This window comes from Kineococcus gynurae (assembly GCF_042433995.1).
Classification (GTDB): Bacteria; Actinomycetota; Actinomycetes; order Actinomycetales; family Kineococcaceae; genus Kineococcus; species Kineococcus gynurae.
Genome location: NZ_JBHLUI010000010.1, coordinates 410,248 through 431,333, shown reverse-complemented (window position 1 = coordinate 431,333; position 21,086 = coordinate 410,248). Strand labels below are relative to the sequence as shown.

The following is a 21,086-nucleotide window of genomic DNA, read 5'->3' as shown; positions in this document are numbered from 1 at the left end:
GTACTCGATCGTCTGGACCTCGACCTTGCCCGGCCCCAGGTAGGCCACGGCCCGGTTCCCGTGGGAGCCGCTCCCGGACGTGGAGGTTGCGGGGGCTTCGGTGGTGGAGCTCATGGGCTGCCCTTCCCTCTCGGCGTCGACCTCGGTGTCGGCACGCGGAGCGTCAGTTCATCGTGCCCGGCGGCGCGACGCAACCAGGCCCCGGACCCCGAGGACGGCGATCGCCGTCCCGAGGACCAGCGACACCACCACGAGGACGAGGTGCACCAGGAAGAACGCGGTGGGGCCGTCCGCCCAGGACCTCTCGTCGGCCCAGATGTTGCGCAGGAAGTTCGGCCAGATGAACCAGGACCAGACGCCGAAGAGGGTCAGGAAGATGCTGCTCCGGCGGCTGAGGACCATGCCGACATCATCTCCGACGCCATGTCGTCGTCAGGTGCCGGGCCCCCCGGCGCAGCGCGAGCACGGCCCCCGTCCCCACGGCACCGACCACGACGCCCGCGGCGACGCTGACCCGGTCGGTGGCCCGCGCCGGTCGAGCGGGGTGGTCCGGACGGCCGGGCGGGACCGTCGGCACCGCGGTCGTGGGCCCGGCCTCGCGCTGGGCCGCCGGGACCACCCCGCCGGGCGGCAGGGCGGGCCCGTGCGGGGGCAGCAGGCCGTCGTCCTCGGCGGCGGTGGCCGCCCAGGCCGCGGCCAGCAGCACGACCCGGGCGATGAGGTACATGAGGACCAGCAGCACCACCACCCCGGCCGCGGCCGCCCCCAGCGCGTTGCCCTGCGCGCTGCGCGAGGCGATCTGGGTCCCGAACTGCTTGAGGATCCCGATGCCGAGCCCGCCGAGGATCGCCCCGTTGCGCAGGTTCCGCAGCGGGACGTCGGCGCCCGGCATCACCCGGAACACGACGAGGAAGGTGAGGGAGTCGATGACCAGCGCGACGGCGAAACCGGCGACCGCGACGAGGAACGCCCCGACCGCGGTGTCCTCCACCCCGACCAGGCCCAGCAGCCATCCCCCGGCGCCACCCGTCACCGTGACGGAGAGCACCGAGAGGACGACCCCGCCCCCGATGACGACGAGGACGACCAGGTCGCGGGCCTTGGCCGCGACGAACCCGGCCCCGCCCGCGTCCTCGCCGAAGATGGCCCGGATCCCCTGGCGCAGCGCGTCGATCCAGTTCAGGCCGGTGTAGAGGCCGGTGACCAGACCGACGATGAGACCGATGGTGAGGGCCCGACCGCCGAGGTAGTCGCCGACGTAGATCCCGGGTTCGGGATCGGTCGCCGGGGACGTGCCGTCGCGGACCAGGCCGGGCAGGTAGTCGTTCATCCCGGCGATCAGGCTGGAGCGCACGGCGTCGTTGTCCGCCAGCACGAACCCGAAGACGGTCAACCCCACGACGAGGGCGGGGAACACCGAGAAGAAGGCGAAGTAGGCGATCCCGCCGGCGAGGGCGTTGCCGCGGTTGGTGCTGTACCGGGTCCAGGCCCGCAGCACGTGCGAGCGCTTCACCGCGGCGACGACCTCGCCCGCGCGTTCCCCGGTCGATTCCCCCGTGCTCATGGCTCCCCGATTCAGCCGGTGCGGAACGCGAACCGCTCGTGCAGGCGCCACACCCCGTCGGCGCCGTGCTCGTGCAGGCTGAAACCTCCCACGGTGAAGCGTCCCTCCCAGTCGCGCAACGCCGTCTCGGCCCGGTCCAGCGCCGACGCGGCGACGTCGTGGGCGACCGTCACGTGCGGGTGGTAGGGGAAGTCGAGGTCCCGGCTCACCGGACCCGAGCGGACCGCGGCCTGCAACATCTCGCACTCGGAGATGCCGTGGGCCAGTTGCACGAAGACGACCGGGGAGACGGGTCGGAACGTGGCGGTGCCCCGGAGCAGCACCTCGAAGGGCTCACGGGCCGCGGCGACGGTCCGCAGGTGGGCCACCAAGGGGTCGAAGCCGTCCCGGGCCAGCCGCGTGGGCGGCAGCAGGGTGATGTGCGGCGGGACCGACCGGGCGAGGGGGTCGCCGAACTCCGCCCGCCACGCGGTCAGCTCGATGGCGTAGGGCTGGGGGATCTCGATGATGACGCCGACGAGCGGATCGTCGGCCTCCCCGGTGTCCCCGGAGTCCCCGGTGTCCCCGTCGTCGTCGACCGGGCCCGCGGACGTCACCTCGGTCTCACCAGGCCGATCTTGTCGTAGACCTTGGCCAGGGTCTCGCCCGCGATCGCGTTGGCCCGACGGGCCCCCTCGGCCAGGATCTCGTCGAGGGAGTCCGGGTCGGCCAGCAGCTCCCGGGTCCGCTCCCGGACCGGACCGAGCACCCCGGTGACCACCTCGGCGACCTCCTTCTTGAGGTCGCCGTAGCCGCGCCCCGCGAACGCGGACTCGAGGTCGGCGATCGCGGTGCCCGACAGGGCGGAGTGGATGGCCAGCAGGTTGGACACGCCGGGCTTCTCCGCACGGTCGAACCGCACGACGCCGTCGGTGTCGGTGACGGCCGAGCGGATCTTCTTGGCCGTCACCGACGACTCGTCCATGACGTCGACGATGCCCTTGGGCGAGGACGACGTCTTGCTCATCTTGGCCGTCGGGTCCTGCAGGTCGAAGACCTTGGCGGTCTCCTTCGGGATGTAGGCCTCGGGCACGACGAAGGTCGGGCCGAACCGGGCGTTGAAGCGCTGGGCCAGGTTGCGGGTCAGCTCCAGGTGCTGGCGCTGGTCCTCGCCGACCGGGACCTCGGCGGCGTCGTAGAGCAGGATGTCGGCGGCCATCAGGACGGGGTAGGTGAACAACCCGACGGTGGTCCCCTCGGCCCCCTGCTTGGCCGACTTGTCCTTGAACTGCGTCATCCGCCCGGCCTCGCCGTAGCCGGTGATGCAGCTCAGGACCCAGGCCAGCTCGACGTGGGCCGGGACGTGGCTCTGCAGGAACAGGGCCGAGCGGGACGGGTCCACCCCGGCGGCCAGGTACTGCGCGGCCGTCGCCCGGCTGCGCTCGCGCAGCGCGGCCGGGTCCGGGGACACCGTCAGCGCGTGGAGGTCGACGACGCAGTAGAGCGCGTCGTGCGTCTCCTGCAACGACACCCACTGGGTGAGCGCGCCCAGGTAGTTGCCGAGGTGCAGCGACCCCGAGGTCGGTTGCATCCCGGACAGCAACCGGGGTCGGGCCGGGGCCGACGTCGCTGCGGTGGGCGTGGACGTGGGGACACTCACACCCGTCATCCTGCCAGCCGGGCGCGACCGCCCCGTCCCGGGCCGCGCCCCGACCCGCGCCTCACCCCTGCGGCAGGGCGCGGAACCGGACGCTGACCGTGGCCGGTGCGGCCTCCAGGCGGTGCTGGGGCAGGGCCCCCGGACCGCAGGACCCCGTCCCGATGCCGTGCTGGGCCACGTCCAGGTGCAGGTGGACGGTGCCGGAGTCGGTGAGCTCGACGTCGTGGGCGGCCGCGTCGAGCTCCTCGGTGCTCCACCGCCGCACGGTGACGGCGATGGTCGGCTCCCCCTCGATCCGCAGCCCGGCCCCCGACCCGGTGAGTTCCGCCCAGCGGACGTCGGCCCGCCGGCCGTTCTCCTGCGGACGGACGTAGGGCGTCTGCAGCTCCTCGATCGTGCGCTCGAAGCGGCCGACGACGGTCGCGGCCCCGGTGTCGGCGTAGGCCTCGCCCGGGCCCCGGCCGAACCAGCGCAGCGACCGCAGCGAACGCGGGAGCTCCAGGCGGACCCCGAGGCGGGGCAGCGGGGCCGGCAGCGCCGGGCCGTCCGGCACGACGTCGAGGTCGAGGCGCAGCTCCTCCACGCCGTCCGCACCGCGGGATGCGCTCCACCGGGCCGAGGTGATGAACCCGGTGTCGGTGCCTGCGGCGGCCGTCCGGCCGCTGACCACGACCGCGTCGTCGAGCAGGGCGACCGCCGCGGTGCGGTGCCGCAACCGGTGCAGACCGTTCTCCCGCCAGAGTTTCGCGACCGGGTCGCCGTGCATGCCCTCGTCGTTGTCGGTGGGGGCCCGCCACAGGTCGGCCCGGACGGCCCCGACCGGCAGGTCCCCGATCGCCCGCAGCTCACCGGTGCGCGCGTCGAAACGGGCCGGGCCCAGCAGGACGTCGGCCCCCCGGCGCACGGGGGCGATCGGGGTGGCCTGCGTCTCGCGCGGGACCGCGGGGGTGAGCAGCAGCTGCCCCGTCGACAACCGGTGACCGGCCGGGGCCCAGGCGGCGTCCTCGGCCAGTTCCGCCGTGACCGTCAGCCATCGCTCGGCCGGTGACGGTGCGAGCGCGGCGACCTCGTCGGGGACGTCGAGGAGCACCGAGGCCCGCGCGGGCAGATCGGGGGTGGGCAGCAACCCGGCGGCGACGGAGAGGCCGTCGTCGGTGACCGACCAGCGGAACCGGACGTGGTCGAGACCGATCTGGTCGTAGTGGTTGGTCAGCCGCAGCCGGTCGCCGGCCGGGGTCTCCTCGACCGTGAACCGGACCTGCGCGACGACCGCCGCGTAGTCCAGCAGTCCCGGGGAGGGGGTGCGGTCGGGCAGGACCAGACCGTCGGCGACGAAGGCCCCGTCGTGCAGGACCTCGCCGAAGTCACCGCCGTAGGCGAACCGCTGCCGCCCCAGCTCGTCGCGCTGGCGCAGACCGTGGTCGATCCACTCCCAGACGAACCCGCCCATCATGCGATCGGAACTCTCGAAGAGGTCCTGGTACTCGACCAGACCCCCGGGCCCGTTGCCCATGGCGTGCGCGTACTCGCACTGCACGAACGGCATCGCCCGCCGCGCGGCGTCGAGCTCAGCGTCGGCCAGGGGCTCCTCGGTCCGGGTGGCGATCTGCGCGGTCTCGGCGTGGTCGGCGTACATCCGCGAGTACACGTCGACGTAGGGGCAGTTCCAGTCGTGCTCGTAGTGGATCTTGCGCGAGTCGTCCCGACCGCGGATCCACTCCGTCATCGCGGCGAGGTTCTGCCCGGTGTCGGACTCGTTGCCGAGCGACCACAGCACGATCGAGGGGTGGTTCTTGTCCCGCTCGACGGTGCGGCGCATGCGGTCGAGGTAGGCCGCGCGCCAGCGCGGGTCGTCGGAGGGGTTGTTGCGCCAGCCGACCTCGAAGAAGCCGTGGGTCTCCAGGTCGCACTCGTCGACGACCCAGAGCCCGTACTCGTCGCACAGGTCGAGGAACCGCGGGTGCGGCGGGTAGTGGCTGGTGCGGACGGCGTTCACGTTGTGCCGCTTCATGAGCAGCACGTCGGTCAGCATGTCGGCCTCGGTGACGGAGCGGCCCCGGTCGGGGTTCACCTCGTGCCGATTGACCCCGCGCAGCTTGACCGGACGCCCGTTGACCCGGAACACGCCGTCGGTGATGTCGACCGTGCGGAACCCGATGCGCAGCCGCACCTCCTCGGCGTCGGTCGCGACGACCGCGTCGTAGAGCCGCGGGGTCTCCGCCGACCACGGTTCGGCCGCGACCTCGACCCGCTCCCCCGCGGCGACGTCCACCCCGAGCTCGGGGACGCGCACGCGGGCCGGGGCGGTGGACTCCACGTCCACCTGCAGCGAGCCGGTGCCCCCGACCCAGCCGGCGTGGACGAAGACGTCCTCGACCCCGCCGACCGGGCGGGCGAGCAGCCGGACGGACCGGAAGATCCCCGACATCCACCACATGTCCTGGTCCTCGAGGTAGCTCGCCGAGGACCACTGGTGCACCCGGACGGCCACGACGTGCTCGCCGGAGGCGTTGTCGCGCAGCGCGTCGGTGACGTCGAACTCGACCGGCAACCGGGAGCCGACGGAACGACCGACCTCGGTGCCGTCGACCCACACCCGGAACGCGGAGTCCACGCCCTCGAAGCGCAGCACAGCCCGGGCGTCCGCGGTCAGGAAGCCCTCGGGCAGCACGAAGCGGCGCCGGTGGTCCCCGGTCGGGTTCTCCTCGGGCACGAAGGGCGGGTCCACCGGGAAGGGATACACCACGTTCGTGTAGGCCGGGGACCCGTGACCCTGCAGCTGCCAGTGCCCGGGGACCGCGATCTCGGCCCAGGAGCCGTCGTCGAGGTCGGGGTCGGCCAGCGCCTCCGGGGCGTCGGCCCGCCCGTGCAGCTGGAATCGCCACGGCCCGTCGAGGTCGAGCTCGGGGGCGTCGGTGGACGCCCGGGACACCCACGCCCGGGCGGGGAGGGCCTGGCGGACGGGGAAGAACTCCTCGAACCACCGATCGACGGGCCGGGCGGTGGACGGGGTCTCGGTCATGCGGAGGACACCTCGAGGAGCAGGGCGGAGTCGGGGGCGAGGTTCGGCATCGGCAGGCCGACACCGGAGAGCACGGAACCGGGCAGGACCACGCCCTCGTCGCCGTCGGCGATCCACGGCGGCGGGGCGATCTGCAGGGCCTGGGCGGCGCCGAGGTCGGCGCGGACCCGCACGCGGTAGCGGCGGGCCGGGTCGAGACCGGGCAGCCGGACCCGGCCGGGGTGGGTCTCGGGCGCGGTCAGCAGCCGGACGAAGGCGAAGAACCCCTTGTCCTGCTCGGCCGAGACGACCCCGTGGAGCAGGGCCCCGGCGTCGGGCAGGTCGGCGCGGACGACGTCACCGGAGTGCAGCAGGTCGCGCTGCTCGCGGTAGAGCGCGGTCCAGCGGGTGAGCACCGCCAGCTCCTCGGGGGAGCAGGTGGTGATGTCCCACTCGATCCCCGCGTGCCCGAACAACGCGGTCGCGCACCGGAAGGCGAGCGAGGCGGTGCGGTGGGTCGTGTGCGCGACCGGCGGACCGACGTGGGTGCCGACCAGCTCCGGCGGGACCAGCGCCGTCGTCCAGCGCTGGATCGCCTGCCGTTCGTGGGCGTCGTTGCAGTCCGAGGCCCACACCCGGTCGGTGTGCTCCAGGATCCCCAGGTCGACGCGGGAACCCCCGCTGGCGCAGCTCTCGATCTCCAGACCGGGGTTGCGTTCCCGCAGGGCGTCGAGCAGCGCGTAGATGCCGACGGTCTGGGCGTGGACCCCGGCGTGCGGCAGTCCGGCGCGGGGGTTCTCGGCGACGTGCAGGTCGCGGTTGTGGTCCCACTTCAGGTAGTCGACCGCGTTCTCCTTGACGATCGCGTCGAGGCGGTCGAGCAGGTGGGCGAACGCGTCGGGGTTGGCCAGGTTGATGACCTGCTGGTGCCGCCAGAGCGGCGCCCCCGGGGTCAGGACCCAGTCGGGGTGCGCACGGACCAGGTCGGAGTCCGGGTTGACCATCTCCGGTTCGACCCACAGGCCGAACTGCATGCCGGCCGCGTGCACGTGGTCGGACAGCGGGCGCAGACCACCGGGCCACACGGCGTCGGAGACGTACCAGTCGCCGAGGCCCTTCGTGTCGTCGCGCCGGCCGCCGAACCACCCGTCGTCGAGGACGAAACGCTCGACCCCGATCGAGGCGGCCACGTCGGCCAACCGGGAGAGGGTGGCGAGGTCGTGGTCGAAGTACACGGCCTCCCAGGTGTTCAGGACCAGGGGGCGCGCGGGCGCGACGTGGTGCGGGCGGGCCCGCAGCGTGCGGTGCACCCGGTGGGTGATCCCGTCGAGGCCGGCCTCGCTGTGCACGAACCACACGTCGGGGGCGGTGTAGGTCTCCCCCGGGGCCAGCACCAGCTCGCCGGGCAGCAGGTGCTCCCCGCCGCCGAGGATCCCCGCCGCCGCACCCGCCCGTTCGGGCAGCTTCTCGGCGAGCGTCGAGGAGTTGCCGCTCCAGGCGACGTGCGTCGCCCAGACCTCGCCGCTGCGGAAACCGAACCCGGGGGTCCCGGCTGCGAGCAGCAGGGTCATGTCCGGGCCGCTGCGCCCACGACGGGAGGTGCGCAGGTGGGTGCCGTGCTGGAACGCGCTGCGCTGCGGGGACCGCTCGCGGCACCAGCGACCGGTGAGGTCGAGGATCTCCTCGGCCGCGGCGGGCACCGGCAGCGTCGGGACGACCGCGGTGACCTCGTAGGGGCTCGACCCGGTGTTGCGCAGCTCGGTCGCGACGACGACGACGCCCCGGGCGTCGAGGGTGAGGCGCAGGCGGAGCGCCAGCTCGGCGGTGGCGTCGTGGGCCTCGACCGTGACCCCGCCCTCGGTGGCGACGACCCCGGCCCCGGTGAGCTCCCAGTCCGGGAACGGGTGCGCCCCGGTCCGGTGGCCCTCGACGCCCGGCGTCCCCGACCACCCGTCCCGCTCGCCGGCCAGCAGGGGCAGGGCGGGCGGGACGTCGAAGGCGCTGTGCGTGGTGGCGGGGACCGACGCTGCGACCAGGGTGGCGAGCTCGGTCTCGCCGAGCTCGCCCAGGTCGCTCCCCCAGTGCAGCACCCGCGGCAGGGCCGGGCCGCTGACGTCGAGGACGAGGGAGGTTCCGGCGGAACGGAGGTGCAGGTGGGGGCTCATCCCTTGGTGGCTCCTAGCGTCAGCCCCGACACGAACTGCTTCTGCAGGGCGAAGAAGACGATGAGGACCGGCAGCGCGACCAGGATCGACCCGGCCGAGAGCAGGTTGTAGTCGGTGAAGAACTGACCCTTGAGGTTGTTCAGCGAGCTGGTGATCGGGAACTTGTCCCCGGACTGCAGCAGGACCGTGGCCCAGAAGAACTCGTTGTAGATCCAGGTGATCTCCAGCACCGCCAGGGCGGCCAGCGCGGGCCGGCACAGCGGCAGGGTGATCTGCCACCACTGCCGGAAGACGGACAGGCCGTCGACCTGGGCCGCCTCGTACAGCTCGAACGGCAGCGTCTTCATGTAGTTGGAGAGCACGAAGGAGCAGAAGCCGGTCTGGAAGGCGGTGTTGACGATGATGAGCGACCAGTAGTTGTCCAGCAGGCTGCCGGAGTAGCTGATCGAGTAGGGCAGCTCGATCGCCTTGAAGAAGTTGAACAACGGGATGAGCAGGGCCTGCGGCGGCAGCAGGTTCGCGGCGGTGAAGACGCCGAGCAGCACCAGGTTGAACTTGAAGCTGAACCGGGCGGTGACGAACGCGACCATGCTGGCCAGCAACAGCGCGAAGATCACCGAAGGGACGGTGATGATGGCCGAGTTGAGGAAGTGCCGGCCGAAGTCGCCCTGCTGCCAGGCGCTGACGTAGTTGTCGAGGGTGAACCCGCCGAAGGACAGGTACCCGTTGGCCTGGGTGTAGCTGTAGTCGCGGAACGAGTTGAACAGCGCCCAGACCAGCGGGAAGAGCCAGAGGATCGAGGAGCCGATCAGGAACACGTAGAGGACGATCCGGCCCGCGCTCACGGGCTGACGGCGGGCGTCGACGTTCGTCGTCCCGGGTCGGGTCGGGGTGACGGTGCTCATCGTTGGTTGTCCTCCCGCATGACGACCCACAGGTAGATGGAGATGAAGACCAGCGAGATGAGCAGCATGATCGTCGCCAGCGCGGAGCCGAAACCGATGCGGCTGGCCTCCCCGACGATGTTCTGCGTCACCAGCGCCGAGAGCAGTTCCAGACCGTTGGTCCCGCGGTTGATGATCCAGACGAGGTCGAAGGCGCGCAGCGACTCGATGACGGTGATGACCAGGACGATGATGTTGATGGGGCGCATCACCGGGAAGACGACCCGGAAGAACGTCTGCACCTGGTTGGCGCCGTCCATCTGGGCGGCCTCCTTCAGCGAGGCGTCCACCCCCTTGAGGCCGGCCAAGTACAGGAGCATGACGTAGCCGACGTGCCGCCAGCTGGAGGCGACCAGGGCGGCCCAGATGTTCCAGTCCTGGTCACCGAAGAAGTCGATCTGGGTGCCCAGGACCCCGTTGATGAACCCCTGGTCCCGGGAGTACTGCAGCTGCCAGATGAAGCCGATGAGGGCGAGGCTCAGGACGACGGGGAGGTAGATCGCGGTCTGGTAGAACCGCGAGCCCTTCAGCTCCTTGTCGATGAGCACCGCGAAGAACATGCCCAGCGGGGTGGCCAGCAGGAAGGTGACCGCCAGCCAGAGGACGTTGTTCTCCAGCGCCGGCTTGAACGGCGGGTAGATCGTGAAGACGTCGGTGTAGTTCTGCAGCCCGATGATCTTGATGTCGGACAGCGAGCCGACGCCGTTCCAGTTGGTGAAGGACAGCAGCACCGAGGCGATCGCGGGCAACCAGATGAGGCCGACGACGACCAGGGTGGGGATGGCGACGAACAGGGCGACCGTGACACGGTCCCGCCCCGAGAGTCGGCGGACCTTGCGGTTGCGGGGCGTACCCGCGTGCGCGCCGTGCGCGGGCGACGGCTGCGCTCGCGAAGCAGGCACCAGGGGCGGCTGGGTCAGCGACACGTCGGATTCCTCCTTTCGGGGCGGGACCGGTGGGGGTCAGGAGTTGAAGATGCTCTTCTTCTGCTGCTCGATGGAGTTGCAGAGGCCGTCGATGTCGTTCGGGTTGCCGATGAACGTCTGGATGGCCGGGATCATGACGGTGGAGGCGAAGTCCGGACGGGTGTCGCGGTCCATGAACTGCGAGATGGACTTGGCCTCGCTGACGTACTGCGCGCACTTCTTCTGCAGGGTGCTGTACCCGTCGGTGGAGGACTGGGTGTTCGCGGCGATCTGGCCCGGGTCGATCTTGGTGTCGACGTCACCGGCGGCGGCGGAACCGAAGTACTCGAGCAGGGTCTTGGCGCCCTCCTCGTTGCGGGGCCGCTTCGACATCATGAAGCCGTCGATGGGGGCCTCGACCGCGTCGGCGCCGATGGCCGGGTCGGCCTCGGGGAAGTTGAAGAAGTCGAGGTCCTCGATGTCGGCCTCGTCGATCTGCTGGGAGATGAAGGCACCCATGACCATCATCCCGGCGGTCTTGTTGTTGACGCCCGCGGCGCCCTCCTGCCAGGTGCGCCCGAGGGAGTCGGCCTGGTGGTAGGGCAGCCACGCCTTCCACGCGTCGAAGACGTTCTTGACCTTCTGGTCGGTCCAGGACTCCTCGCCCGCCATGAGGGAGGTGTGGAAGTCGTAGCCGTTGAGGCGCATGTTGAGCTGGTCGAAGGTGCCCATGGCCGGCCAGCCCTCCTTGTCCGCGAAGGCCAGCGGGACCAGGCCGTCGGCCTGCATCTTCTGCAGCAGCGCGGTCATCTCGTCGAAGGTGGTCGGGGGCTGGTAGCCCTTCTCCTCGAACACCGACTTGCGGTAGAAGACCGCCCAGGGGCCGTAGGCGACCGGGACGAAGTACTGCTTGCCGTCGGCCGCGGTGGAGGCCTTCTTGAAGGCGTCGGTGTAGCCGGAACCGATCTTCTCCCAGACGTCGGAGATGTCGCCCGCCAGCCCCTGGTCGGCGAAGAACTGCATGCGGTAGCCGGCGAACCACGAGAAGACGTCGTCCGGGCTGCCCTGCAGGTAGTTGTTGATGTTGTTCTGGAACGTGGTGTGGTCGACCTTGTTGACGTCGACGGTGAGGTTGTTCTTGGTCTTGACGTCGGCGACCCAGGCGTCCATGACCTTGGCCGGCGTCTCGTCGGAGTAGTTCGACCCGAGGGTGACCGGCTGGGACGAGTCGCCCGAGCCACCACCGGAGTCGCCGCCGCCGCAGGCGGCCAGCAGGGGCAGGCCACCGGCGATGACGGAGCCGGCCAGCAGGGAGCGGCGGCTGAAGCCGGAACGGCCGGCGGAAGCGGGGACCATCTGGGCCAGGTACTCGGCCTCGGTGGCAGGACGGTGCATCTCGACTCCTTCGTCAACGTGCGGGTCGAACAACATCGACCAGGCGGTGACCACCATGGAGCGATCAGCGCGGCGATGTCAAGACAAAACATCAGACTCGAACATCACGGAACGGTGACGGTGTTCGGTTCTGTTGACTTGCTGGGTCTGCGGCCCCATGCTCGACGCGTCGGACACCGCTCCGGCCCTGTCCACGAGGGAGTGATGACCGTGCTGGCCCGACGCCGTCAAGAAGTCATCCTCGACCGCGTGCGGGCCGAGGGGAGCGTCCGCGTCTCCGACCTGGTCGAGCACCTGGGTGTCTCGGACATGACCGTGCGCCGCGACATCGCCGAGCTGTCGCGGCAGGGCCTGGTCGACCGGGTGCACGGCGGGGCCACCAGCTCCCAACGCCGCAGCAGCGAGGAGCCGGGCTTCGCGGCCAAGTCCTCGATGCAGCGCACGGAGAAGCAGGCCATCGGTCGGCTCGCTGCTTCGCTCGTGCAACCCGGTGCGGCGGTGGCGATCTCGGCCGGGACCACCACCGTCGAGGTGGCCCGGGCGCTGGTCGACGTCGCCGACCTGACCGTGGTCACCAACTCCCCCCCGGTCGCCGAGATCCTCTACGACCCGAGCCGGCGCGACCGCACCGTCGTGCTCTCGGGCGGGATCCGCACCCCCTCCGACGCCCTGGTCGGGCCCGTCGCCGTCCGGAGCCTGGAGTCGCTGCACGTCGACCACCTCTTCCTCGGCGTCCACGGCATCTCCCTGCGCGCCGGCCTGACCACCCCCAACCTGGTCGAGGGCGACACCGACCGGGCCCTCATCACCGCCGCCGAGAGCGTCGTGGTGGTCGCCGACTCCACCAAGTGGGGCGTCGTCGGCCTGGCCACCATCGCCACCCTGGACGAGATCGACGTCCTGGTGACCGACTCCGGCCTCGACCCCGTCGCCCGGCAGGTCCTCGCCGAGTACGCCGGCGAGGTCCTCTACGCCCCCTCCGAGGAGACCCTGTGACCGAGCCCGATCCCGCCGCCCACCGCTTCCGCCGCACCAGCACGCGGATGGCCGACGGCCGGGAACTGCTCTACTTCGACGACACCGAACCCTGGCTGTCGGGCGAACGCCCCCGCGACGCCGTCGACCACCGGCCGCTCCCCCACGCCGACGACGTGGTCCGGGGTGGTTCGCAGCTGCGGTTCGACCCGTTGACCGGTGACTGGATCGCGATGGCCTCCCACCGCAACGACCGCACCCTCATGCCCCCGCCCGACGAGGACCCGCTGGCCCCCACGCGGCCCGGGAAGTTCCCCACCGAGATCCCCGACGACTCCTACGACGTCGTCGTGTTCGAGAACCGGTTCCCGTCCTTCTCCCCGCGGGTGGGCGGGGAGCACTCCCTCGTCGACGGCGAGGAGTTGTTCCCGGTCCGGCCGGCGACCGGCCGCTGCGAGGTCATCTGCTTCTCCTCCGAACCGAGCGGTTCCTTCGGCGGCCTCGACCCGCGCCGGGCCCGGACCGTGGTGGAGGCCTGGGTCGACCGGACCCGGGAACTCCTGGCCCTCGACGGGGTGGAGCAGGTGTTCTGCTTCGAGAACCGCGGGACCGAGATCGGCGTCACCCTGCCCCACCCGCACGGTCAGATCTACGCCTACCCCTACGTCACCCCGAAGAGCGCGCAGATGCTGCGCCGCGCCGTCGAGCACCGTGAGGCCACGGGCCGCAACCTGTTCCGCGACGTCGTCGCGGCCGAACGTCGGGCGGGGACCCGGGTGGTCACCACGTCGGAGCACTGGGTGGCCTACGTCCCCGCCGCGGCCCGCTGGCCCGTGGAGCTGCACCTGGCGCCGCTGCGCGACGACGTCCGCGACCTGACCGGGTTGAGCGAGGTCGAGAAGGCCGACCTCGTCCCGATGTACCTCGACCTGCTCGGGCGCCTGGACCGCTACTACCCCGACCCCCACCCCCTGCCCTACATCAGCGGGTGGCACCAGGCCCCGGCCGGGACCGCCGGGGAGGAGTTCCGGCTGCACCTGCAACTGTTCTCGGTGCTGCGCGGCCCCGGGAAGCTGAAGTACCTCGCCGGCTCGGAGTCGGGCATGGCGGCCTGGATCAACGACACGACCCCCGAGCGGGTCGCCGAGCGACTGCGGGAGGTCGCCCCGTGAGCACCACCCCCGAGAACACCGTCGAACTGCTCGCCGCCCCCGACCGCGACGTGGTCGCGGCCGAGCTGACCGCCGAGTTCGAGAACGCCTACGGCGAGGCCCCGCAGGGGGTCTGGTCGGCCCCGGGCCGGGTCAACCTGATCGGCGAGCACGTCGACTACACCGGGGGCCTCTGCCTGCCCTTCGCGCTACCGCACCGGACCTCGGTCGCGCTGACCCTGCGTCAGGACGACCGGATCCGGTTGCGCTCCCGGCAGTCCGACGACGTCTTCGACGGTCGGTTGGCCGACGTCGGTCCGAACCGTCCGGCGGGCTGGGTCGCCTACGCCGCCGGCGTCGCCTGGGCGCTGGGCGTCGGGCGCGGGTTCGACGCCGTCGTCGACGGCCACGTCCCGCTCGGGTCGGGGCTGTCCTCCTCGGCCGCGCTGAGCTGCTCGGTCGGCGTCGCCCTGGCCGACCTCACCGGCCTGCCCCTGGACGACGCCGGTCGGGCCATGCTCGCCGGGGCCTGCGTGCAGGCGGAGAACGTCGTCGCGGGGGCGAACACGGGCGGCCTCGACCAGTCCGCCTCGCTGCGCTGCCGCGAGGGCGCCGGCATCCTGCTGGACTGCCGCGACGGGTCGGCCCACCAGATCCCCCTCGACCTGGCCGGGGCGGGGCTGGAGATCCTCGTGATCGACACCCGGGCCGAGCACTCGCACAGCGGGGGCGAATACGGCGAGCGCCGCGCCGCCGTCGAGGAGTGCGCGCGCCTGCTCGGGGTGCCCACGCTGCGCGAGGTCGACCCGGCCGATCTCGACCGGGCCCTGGACCGGGTCGGCACAGAACCCGGCGGGGCCGTCCTGCAGCAGCGGCTGCGCCACGTCGTCACCGAGATCGACCGGGTGTCCCGGGCCGCCGACCTGTTGCGCGGCAACGACCTGCGAACGGTCGCCGACCAGCTCGGGGCCCTGCTCGACGGGTCGCACGAGTCGCTGCGCCACGACTACCAGGTCACCTGCACCGAACTCGACCTGGCCGTCGACACCGCCCGCGCGGCCGGCGCGCTGGGCGCCCGGATGACCGGCGGTGGTTTCGGTGGTTCGGCCATCGCGCTGCTGTCGGCCGGGACCTCGGCGGCCGTCGCGGCCCGGGTCGGCACCGCGTTCGCCGACGCCGGCCTGCGGGCCCCGCAGTTCCTGGCCGCGGTCCCGGCGGCGGGGGCCGGCCGCGACCGCTGATCCCGGGCGTTCCCCCAGCGTTCACGACCGGGCCCCGTCGGGGTCGCCGCGACGGCGGGGTGCGCGCCTAGCGTGCGCGCATGACCGGGCTCGAGACCTACGCCGTCGGGGTGGGCGCGTTCCTGCTCGTGGAGGTCACGTTCCTGCTGCTCTGGCGGGGCCTCCGGTGGCGTCGGCGCCGGCTGGCCGACGCGCGCTGGCTGCGCGCCCACGGCATCGACCCGACGCCGCTCGCGCAGGCTCCGACGCCGTGGTGGCGCCTGCTCCTGGGCGATCCGGCGCTCACGCCCTGATCCCCGGCCCGGCGGCCCCGCTCAGCCGACGTCGAGGCGGCGCCAGCGCAGGACCGAGAGGACCAGCGCGACGGCGGTGATCCCCAGCAGGACGACGGCGGCCGGGCCGACCCCGAGCGTCGCCACCGTCCCGACGGGAACGTCCTGGGGGACGGCCAGCGAGGCCACCCGCCGCCCGTAGGAACCGATCGAGAGTCCGCGCAGGGCGGGGGCGAGACCGGCCAGGAACGTCTCCCAGAGCACGACGTAGGCCAACCCGGCGAGCAGCGCCCGCCGGGTGAGCAGGGAGAGCAGGACGAAGACCGCGGTGTAGGCGGCCGCGGTGAGCAGCACCGCGAGCGCCACCCCGGCGACGACCCGCGTCGCCTCGAGGTTCACCGACACCCCGAGCACCGCGCAGGCCACCGCCGCGGGGACGCAGAGCAGCACGGTGGCCGACCACGCGGCCGCCCACCGGGTGACCACCACCTGCCAGCGCGGTCGGACGAGGCTGCGCAGCAACGGCAGGGTGCGCGAGTCGCGCTCGTCGCCGAAGACCCCGATGCCGAGCACCAGGGCGACGATCGGGACCACCAGCCCGGTCAGCAGGTTCCCGGTGAACGGCGCCACCGTCCCGTAGCGCGAGGCGACGCTGGTCAGGGCCATCACGGCGACGACGGCCACCGCGACCAGCAGCGGCAGGGCCGCGAAGGCCGCGGTGCGTCCGCGCAGCAGGACCCCGCGCAGGGCGAACCCGTACAGACCGGTCGAGCTCATCGTCCGACTCCTCGTGCCGCGCGCACCAGGTGCGCGAAGGTGCTCTCCAGGTCCTCGCCCACCGGTTCGACCCGGCGCAGCGTCGTTCCGTTCTGCGCGGCCAGGGCGGGGATGGCCTCGGCCAGCGAGACCGCGCGGGGGGCCTCGACCACCACCGCGCCGTCGTGCCGCTGCACGGCGTCGACCAGCCCGGCGGACAGCAGCGCACCGGCGAGCTCGGCGACCCGCACCCCCTCCAACCGCACCGTCCGGGGCCGGTCGACCAGCAGGTCGCGGATCGCCGCGGGCTCCCCCTCGGCGACGAGACGCCCGTTGACCACGACAAGGACCCGCTCGGCCATGCGCTCGACCTCGGCCAGGACGTGCGAACTGACGAGCACGGTCCGGCCCTCCGCCCCGAGCGCTACGAGCAGTTCCACGTCGGTCCTGCGCTGCGCCGGGTCGAGGCCGTTGAGCGGCTCGTCGAGCAGCAGGACCTGCGGGTCGTGGACGAGGGCCTGGGCGAGCTTGACCCGCTGCCGCATCCCCTTGGAGAACCCGGCCACCTTGCGGTCGGCGGCCTCGGTCAGCCCGACCCGGCGCAACGCCTCATCCGTCGCCCCGCGGGGGTCGCGCACCCCCCGCTGCCGGGCCAGGAACTCCACCTGGGTGCGCGCGCTGGCGTGCCCCCAGGTCCCCTCGCCGTCGGCGACGACGCCCAGCCCGCGGTGCACGCGACGGTCGGCGTGCGGGTCGAGCCCGAGCACCCGGACCCGACCCTGGCTCGGGCGCAGGGCCCCGGCCAGCAGGGCCAGGGCGGTGGACTTCCCCGCCCCGTTGTGGCCCAGCAGACCGGTGACGCCGGGCCCGAGGTCGACGCTCACGTCGGAGAGGGCGACGGTGTCCCCGAACCAGCGGCTCACACCGTCGAGCACGACCGTGGCCGCGTCCTTCCCGCTCATGCGTCGCTCCCCCGGCCGTAGCGCGCCGCCAGGACGGCCCCGCCGCCGAGCACGACGAGCGCCCACACCAGCCAGGCCAGGTTTCCCGGGCCGGTGGTGCCGGAGACGATGGCGGTGGCCAGCCGGATCGGGCCGGACGACGGGTCGAGGGCCAGCGGCCACTCCTCGCCGAGGACCCCGTAGAGGATCCCGGTGAGGGCCGGTCCGACGAGGACCACGGCCAGGTACCCGCCGACCGCGAACACCCGTTTCGCGGTGAGGGAGCCGATCGCCAGCCCCAGCGCGGTGTGGAACACCACGACGACCGCCGCGGCGGCGACGATCCGGGGCAGGTCGCCGACGGTGTCGGCGAACCACGTCCCGGGGGCGTCGGCCGTGGCCACCGACCCGAAGAAGAGCACGAGCATGGGTCCGAGCACGATGATCGCGAGCAGCACCAGGGCCGCGAGCACGGTCGCGACGACGTACTCGACCCAGGACACCGCCGTCGAGAAGTACAGCGACAGGACCCGGTCGCGGCGGTCGCGGGTCAGCATCGAGGGCAGCGACGTCGCGACGAAGGCGAGCAGCACCACGGCGTTCGTCGTGAGCAGCTGCGGGTACCCGATGAGTTCGGTCGGTTGCAACGGGACCTGGGGCACCAGCAGGGGCACCGCGACCACGGCCACCGCGGGCAGGTAGGCGACGGCCAGCAGCAGGAAGGGCCACACCTTGGCCCCGGCGCTGCGCCGCAACCCGAGCGGGCGCCGGATCCCGGCCGCGACCAGCGCGGCCACGGCGCTGCGCCGGGGTCGGAGCGCCCCCGTGTAGCGCGAGTAGCGGATGTCGTGCAGGACGGCCGATCCCGGACCTCCCGGACGGTCCGCCGGTCCCCCGCCCGCCGGTCCGCCGCCCGCCGTCGCCTCAGCCACCGTGCACCCCCATCGCGTCGACCACCACGTCCTCCAGACCCCGGGCCGCGCTGCGGATCCGGGTGATCCCGACCCCGCGGGCGACGGCCAGGTCGCGCACCGCGTCGAGCACCGCGTCCGGCGACGCGGACAGCGCCAGGTCCCCGGTGGGTCCGGGGGCGAGCCGGACCCCGTGGGCCTCGGCCACCGGGTGCAGGGCCGCGGCGAAACCGGCCACGTCCCCCGTCACCGAGATCTCGACCGGTCCCGCCGCGCCCTGCTCGGAGCGGACCGGACGTTGCGCCGCGAGCCGACCGGCGCGCAGCACGACCACCTCGTCGCACGTCCGCTCGATGTCGTCGAGCACGTGCGAACTCGCGACGACCCGGATCCCGAGGTCGCGCGACAACCGCCGCACGATCGCGAGCATCTCCTCCCGACCCGCGGGGTCCAGCCCGGACGTCGGTTCGTCGAGCAGGACCAGCTCGGGACCGTGCACGAGGGCCTGGGCGAGTTTCGTCCGCTGCTGCATGCCCAGGGAGTAGGTCCCGAGCGGGCGGCGGCGCTCCTCCTCCAGGCCGACCGCGAAGAGCACCTCGCTGGTGCGCCGCACGGCGTCGCGCCGGCCGAGACCACGCAGCCGGGCCAGGTGCACGCACACGTCCTGGGCCGACATGTCGACGGGGAGGCAGGGGTGCTCGGGCATGAACCCGACCCGGCGCCGGACCTCGGACCGTTCGGCGGTGACGTCGTGCCCGAGGACCCGGACCGAACCCGCGTCGGGCCGGATCAGCCCGAGGGCCGAGCGCAGCAGCGTGGACTTGCCGGCGCCGTTGGCCCCGAGCAGCCCCGTCGCGGGAGCCGTCACGTCGAGCGTCAGGTCGTCGAGGGCGAGGACCTCGCCGAAGCGGAGTCGGACGGCCTGGCACTGCAGGGCGGGGGTCGGCACCCGCCCAGCCAAGCAGCCCCGACCCGCGGCAGGGTCGCCCGTTCGACTCGCCCGGGGTCGGCGGTTCGTCGATGATCGGCCGGTGAGCGCTCCCGACGTGGTCCTCGGTTCCGGCTCCGGCGGGAAGATGGTCGCCCAGCAGCTGGCCGAGGCCGGTCGCTCCGTGGTCCTCGTCGAGGACGGCCTGGTCGGCGGCTACTGCCCCTACCTGGCCTGCGTCCCGGCCAAGTCCATCCTGCTCTCGGCCCACCACGGGCTGTCCTGGGTCGCCGCGCGGGCCGTGCGCGACGACGCCGCCGCCCACCGCGACGACGCCGCCGCCGCGCAGGCGCTGCGGGACCTGGGGATCCGCATCCTCCGGGGGCGCGGTCGGGTCGTCGCCGAGCCGGGGACGGACGCCCCGGGGCGGATCGAGGTCACGTTCCCCGACGGCGGGACCGAGACGGTCGAGGCCGGCCTGCTCGTGCTCGGGCCCGGCAGCCACGCGGTCGCTCCCCCCGTCCCGGGTCTGGACGAGGCCCCCACCTGGACCTCGGAGGAGGCCCTGGCCGCCGACGAGCTGCCCGGCCGGGTGCTCGTGCTCGGCGGGGGTGCGGTCGCGGTGGAATCGGCGCAGGCGCTGCAGCGGTTGGGGTCGCGGGTGACCCTCGTGCAGCGGGGCGAGCACCTGCTCTCGGGCGAACCGGCCTGGGTCGGCGAGACCCTGGCCGGGGCGCTGCGGGCCGACGGGGTCGAGGTGCACGTGGGCACCACCAGCGAGCGGGTGACCCGCGCCGCGGACGGCTGGGAACTGCACCTGGCCGACGGCACCCGCCTCGGCACCGACCGCTTCCTCCTCGCCACCGGTCGCGTGCCCTCCACCGACGGTCTCGGCCTCGACGACCGCTGGTTGCGCGAGAAGGGCGCCGTCCGGGTCGACGCGCGGTGCCGGGTCGTGGCCGAGGACGGCGAGGTCGCCCCCGAGATGTTCGCGGTCGGCGACGTGACCGGCATCGCGACCTACACCCACGCCGCGAACCACCAGGCCCGCACCGTGGTCGGCGAGATCCTCGGCCGGGGGCGCGACGCCGACTACTCCGGGGTCCCCCGCGCCGTCTACACCTCACCGCCGGTGTTCTGCGTCGGCGACACCTCCGGCGAGGGGACCCGCTCCGCCCGCTTCGACCTGGCCGACGTGGAACGCGCGGCCCTGCTGGAGACCTCGCAGGGGCGCACGATCGTCGGTGGGGTGGAACTGTTCGTGGACGACGCCGGGGTCCTGGTCGGCGCCGCCGCGATCGGGGAGGAGGCCGACGCCTGGGGCGCGGAACTCTCCCTCGCCGTCCGGGCCCGGCTGGACCTGGACCTGCTCACCCACCACGTGCGCGCGTTCCCGACGTGGTCGGAGGCGATCCTGCCGCCGCTGGAGGAACTCCGCGGCCGGACCGCCGATCAGGCCCGGTAGCGCACCACGACCGGGGCGTGGTCGGACCAGCGTTCGGCGTAGCTGGGGGCCCGGTCGGTCCGGACGTCCGTGACCCGTTGCGCCAGAACGGGAGTCACGAGCTGGTAGTCGATCCGCCAGCCGGAGTCGTTGTCGAAGGCCTTGCCGCGCCAGGACCACCAGGCGTAGGGGCCTGGGACGTCCCCGGCCGCGGCACGTTGCACGTCGACCCAGCCGAGCCGCTCGAACCAGTGGTCGAAGTGCGCGCGCTCGTCCTCGTGGAACCCGGCCTTGCCGCGGTTGCCCTTCCAGTTCTTGATGTCGTTCTCGGTGTGGCCGACGTTGAGGTCGCCCGCGACGATCGCCTCCCGACCGGTGTCGCGGGCCTGCGCACCGAGTTCGGCCAGCCGCGCGTCCATGGCGTCGAGGAAGCGGTACTTGTCGTCCTGCTGCGGGGTCCCGATCTCCCCGGAGTGCACGTAGGCGCTGACGACGGTGAGCGGTCCGACGGCGGTGTCGACGTCGACCTCGACCCACCGTCCGGCGGTGGCGAAATGCTCGTCGCCCGGGAAACCCACCCGGACCGCGGCGAAGCCGACCGTGGAGGCGATCGCGACCCCGGCCCGGCCCTTGGCCTCGGCCTCCGTGTGCGCGACGTGGGCGAAACCCGGGACCGCCTTGCGGAGTTCGTCGTCGGGGGCGCGGACCTCCTGCATGAGCAGCAGGTCCGGCTCGCGCTCGGCCAACCACGGGTGCATCCCGCGGCGCACGGCGGCGCGGACCCCGTTCACGTTGACCGTGGCGACGAGCAGGGTCTTCTGGGCGGCGGGCACGAGCCCGGAGGCTACGTCACG

General features: G+C 72.9%; 19 protein-coding genes. 5 read left to right on the top strand and 14 right to left on the bottom strand.

Features of this window, described 5'->3' with window-relative positions; genetic code table 11:
* Nucleotides 1-168 precede the first annotated feature (168 nt).
* The 9 genes from ACFFKU_RS15765 to ACFFKU_RS15725 form a co-directional block, all read right to left on the bottom strand.
* Nucleotides 169-402 carry an SCO4848 family membrane protein gene (locus ACFFKU_RS15765; protein ID WP_380139339.1) on the bottom strand — a complete coding sequence of 78 codons (234 nt, stop codon included), beginning with the start codon at nucleotides 400-402 and terminating at the stop codon, nucleotides 169-171.
* Nucleotides 403-409: 7 nt separating this feature from the next.
* Entirely contained in the window at nucleotides 410-1,564 is a 1,155-nt protein-coding gene (locus tag ACFFKU_RS15760) for a YihY/virulence factor BrkB family protein (RefSeq protein ID WP_380139337.1), read from the bottom strand.
* Between the two features lie 11 nt (nucleotides 1,565-1,575).
* Nucleotides 1,576-2,160: a 2'-5' RNA ligase family protein gene (locus ACFFKU_RS15755; protein ID WP_380139336.1), complete on the bottom strand. Its 585-nt coding sequence runs from the start codon at nucleotides 2,158-2,160 to the stop codon at nucleotides 1,576-1,578.
* Nucleotides 2,157-3,203, bottom strand: a complete 1,047-nt coding sequence (gene trpS, locus ACFFKU_RS15750) for a tryptophan--tRNA ligase (RefSeq protein ID WP_380139334.1) — start codon at nucleotides 3,201-3,203, stop codon at nucleotides 2,157-2,159. Before trpS ends, ACFFKU_RS15755 begins: the two co-directional genes overlap by 4 nt.
* A 61-nt stretch (nucleotides 3,204-3,264) precedes the next feature.
* Nucleotides 3,265-6,225, bottom strand: coding sequence for a glycoside hydrolase family 2 TIM barrel-domain containing protein (locus ACFFKU_RS15745; RefSeq protein WP_380139333.1), 2,961 nt, complete (start codon nucleotides 6,223-6,225; stop codon nucleotides 3,265-3,267).
* Nucleotides 6,222-8,369: an alpha-galactosidase gene (locus ACFFKU_RS15740; RefSeq protein ID WP_380139331.1), complete on the bottom strand. Its 2,148-nt coding sequence runs from the start codon at nucleotides 8,367-8,369 to the stop codon at nucleotides 6,222-6,224. Before ACFFKU_RS15740 ends, ACFFKU_RS15745 begins: the two co-directional genes overlap by 4 nt.
* The gene (locus ACFFKU_RS15735; protein WP_380139329.1) at nucleotides 8,366-9,274 is read right to left on the bottom strand and encodes a carbohydrate ABC transporter permease; all 909 of its coding nucleotides are present in this window, start codon (nucleotides 9,272-9,274) and stop codon (nucleotides 8,366-8,368) included. The genes ACFFKU_RS15740 and ACFFKU_RS15735 overlap by 4 nt, the downstream gene beginning before the upstream one ends.
* Nucleotides 9,271-10,239: a carbohydrate ABC transporter permease gene (locus tag ACFFKU_RS15730; RefSeq protein ID WP_380139327.1), complete on the bottom strand. Its 969-nt coding sequence runs from the start codon at nucleotides 10,237-10,239 to the stop codon at nucleotides 9,271-9,273. The genes ACFFKU_RS15735 and ACFFKU_RS15730 overlap by 4 nt, the downstream gene beginning before the upstream one ends.
* A gap of 36 nt (nucleotides 10,240-10,275) precedes the next feature.
* Nucleotides 10,276-11,613 (bottom strand): ABC transporter substrate-binding protein, encoded by a 1,338-nt coding sequence (locus ACFFKU_RS15725; RefSeq protein ID WP_380139326.1) that lies wholly within the window; start codon nucleotides 11,611-11,613, stop codon nucleotides 10,276-10,278.
* A gap of 210 nt (nucleotides 11,614-11,823) precedes the next feature.
* Between ACFFKU_RS15725 and ACFFKU_RS15720 the strand changes: the two genes are divergently transcribed.
* From ACFFKU_RS15720 to ACFFKU_RS15705, 4 genes are all read left to right on the top strand, one after another.
* The gene (locus ACFFKU_RS15720; protein WP_380139324.1) at nucleotides 11,824-12,609 is read left to right on the top strand and encodes a DeoR/GlpR family DNA-binding transcription regulator; all 786 of its coding nucleotides are present in this window, start codon (nucleotides 11,824-11,826) and stop codon (nucleotides 12,607-12,609) included.
* Between the two features lie 47 nt (nucleotides 12,610-12,656).
* Complete coding sequence (gene galT / locus ACFFKU_RS15715; protein ID WP_380139391.1) at nucleotides 12,657-13,760, top strand: galactose-1-phosphate uridylyltransferase; 1,104 nt, start codon at nucleotides 12,657-12,659, stop codon at nucleotides 13,758-13,760.
* Nucleotides 13,757-14,980 (top strand): galactokinase, encoded by a 1,224-nt coding sequence (locus ACFFKU_RS15710; RefSeq protein ID WP_380139323.1) that lies wholly within the window; start codon nucleotides 13,757-13,759, stop codon nucleotides 14,978-14,980. The genes galT and ACFFKU_RS15710 overlap by 4 nt, the downstream gene beginning before the upstream one ends.
* An 80-nt stretch (nucleotides 14,981-15,060) precedes the next feature.
* Nucleotides 15,061-15,273, top strand: coding sequence for a hypothetical protein (locus ACFFKU_RS15705; RefSeq protein WP_380139321.1), 213 nt, complete (start codon nucleotides 15,061-15,063; stop codon nucleotides 15,271-15,273).
* Nucleotides 15,274-15,294: 21 nt separating this feature from the next.
* On the opposite strand, the gene ACFFKU_RS15700 is transcribed toward ACFFKU_RS15705, so the two are convergent.
* From ACFFKU_RS15700 to ACFFKU_RS15685, 4 genes are read right to left on the bottom strand one after another with little or no spacing between them, the layout of a single operon-like run.
* Nucleotides 15,295-16,029 carry an ABC-2 transporter permease gene (locus ACFFKU_RS15700; protein WP_380139319.1) on the bottom strand — a complete coding sequence of 245 codons (735 nt, stop codon included), beginning with the start codon at nucleotides 16,027-16,029 and terminating at the stop codon, nucleotides 15,295-15,297.
* Nucleotides 16,026-16,970: an ABC transporter ATP-binding protein gene (locus ACFFKU_RS15695; RefSeq protein ID WP_380139318.1), complete on the bottom strand. Its 945-nt coding sequence runs from the start codon at nucleotides 16,968-16,970 to the stop codon at nucleotides 16,026-16,028. Before ACFFKU_RS15695 ends, ACFFKU_RS15700 begins: the two co-directional genes overlap by 4 nt.
* Nucleotides 16,967-17,881 (bottom strand): ABC transporter permease, encoded by a 915-nt coding sequence (locus ACFFKU_RS15690; RefSeq protein ID WP_380139316.1) that lies wholly within the window; start codon nucleotides 17,879-17,881, stop codon nucleotides 16,967-16,969. The genes ACFFKU_RS15695 and ACFFKU_RS15690 overlap by 4 nt, the downstream gene beginning before the upstream one ends.
* Nucleotides 17,874-18,809 (bottom strand): ABC transporter ATP-binding protein, encoded by a 936-nt coding sequence (locus ACFFKU_RS15685; RefSeq protein ID WP_380139314.1) that lies wholly within the window; start codon nucleotides 18,807-18,809, stop codon nucleotides 17,874-17,876. Before ACFFKU_RS15685 ends, ACFFKU_RS15690 begins: the two co-directional genes overlap by 8 nt.
* An 82-nt stretch (nucleotides 18,810-18,891) precedes the next feature.
* Here ACFFKU_RS15685 and ACFFKU_RS15680 point away from each other — a divergent pair, with 82 nt between their 5' ends.
* Entirely contained in the window at nucleotides 18,892-20,253 is a 1,362-nt protein-coding gene (locus tag ACFFKU_RS15680) for a dihydrolipoyl dehydrogenase family protein (protein WP_380139313.1), read from the top strand.
* Here the strand turns inward: ACFFKU_RS15680 and ACFFKU_RS15675 are convergent.
* Complete coding sequence (locus ACFFKU_RS15675) at nucleotides 20,241-21,065, bottom strand: exodeoxyribonuclease III (protein ID WP_380139311.1); 825 nt, start codon at nucleotides 21,063-21,065, stop codon at nucleotides 20,241-20,243. The genes ACFFKU_RS15680 and ACFFKU_RS15675 overlap by 13 nt on opposite strands.
* Between the last annotated feature and the right edge of the window lie 21 nt (nucleotides 21,066-21,086).

Coding starts and splice junctions, on each gene's coding strand:
- ACFFKU_RS15740 (WP_380139331.1), bottom strand. CDS start 8,369: ATGAGCCCCCACCTGCACCTCCGTTCCGCCGGAACCTCCCTCGTCCTC.
- ACFFKU_RS15705 (WP_380139321.1), top strand. CDS start 15,061: ATGACCGGGCTCGAGACCTACGCCGTCGGGGTGGGCGCGTTCCTGCTC.
- galT (WP_380139391.1), top strand. CDS start 12,657: ATGGCCGACGGCCGGGAACTGCTCTACTTCGACGACACCGAACCCTGG.
- ACFFKU_RS15765 (WP_380139339.1), bottom strand. CDS start 402: ATGGTCCTCAGCCGCCGGAGCAGCATCTTCCTGACCCTCTTCGGCGTC.
- ACFFKU_RS15695 (WP_380139318.1), bottom strand. CDS start 16,970: ATGAGCGGGAAGGACGCGGCCACGGTCGTGCTCGACGGTGTGAGCCGC.
- ACFFKU_RS15700 (WP_380139319.1), bottom strand. CDS start 16,029: ATGAGCTCGACCGGTCTGTACGGGTTCGCCCTGCGCGGGGTCCTGCTG.
- ACFFKU_RS15760 (WP_380139337.1), bottom strand. CDS start 1,564: ATGAGCACGGGGGAATCGACCGGGGAACGCGCGGGCGAGGTCGTCGCC.
- ACFFKU_RS15745 (WP_380139333.1), bottom strand. CDS start 6,225: ATGACCGAGACCCCGTCCACCGCCCGGCCCGTCGATCGGTGGTTCGAG.
- ACFFKU_RS15735 (WP_380139329.1), bottom strand. CDS start 9,274: ATGAGCACCGTCACCCCGACCCGACCCGGGACGACGAACGTCGACGCC.
- ACFFKU_RS15725 (WP_380139326.1), bottom strand. CDS start 11,613: ATGCACCGTCCTGCCACCGAGGCCGAGTACCTGGCCCAGATGGTCCCC.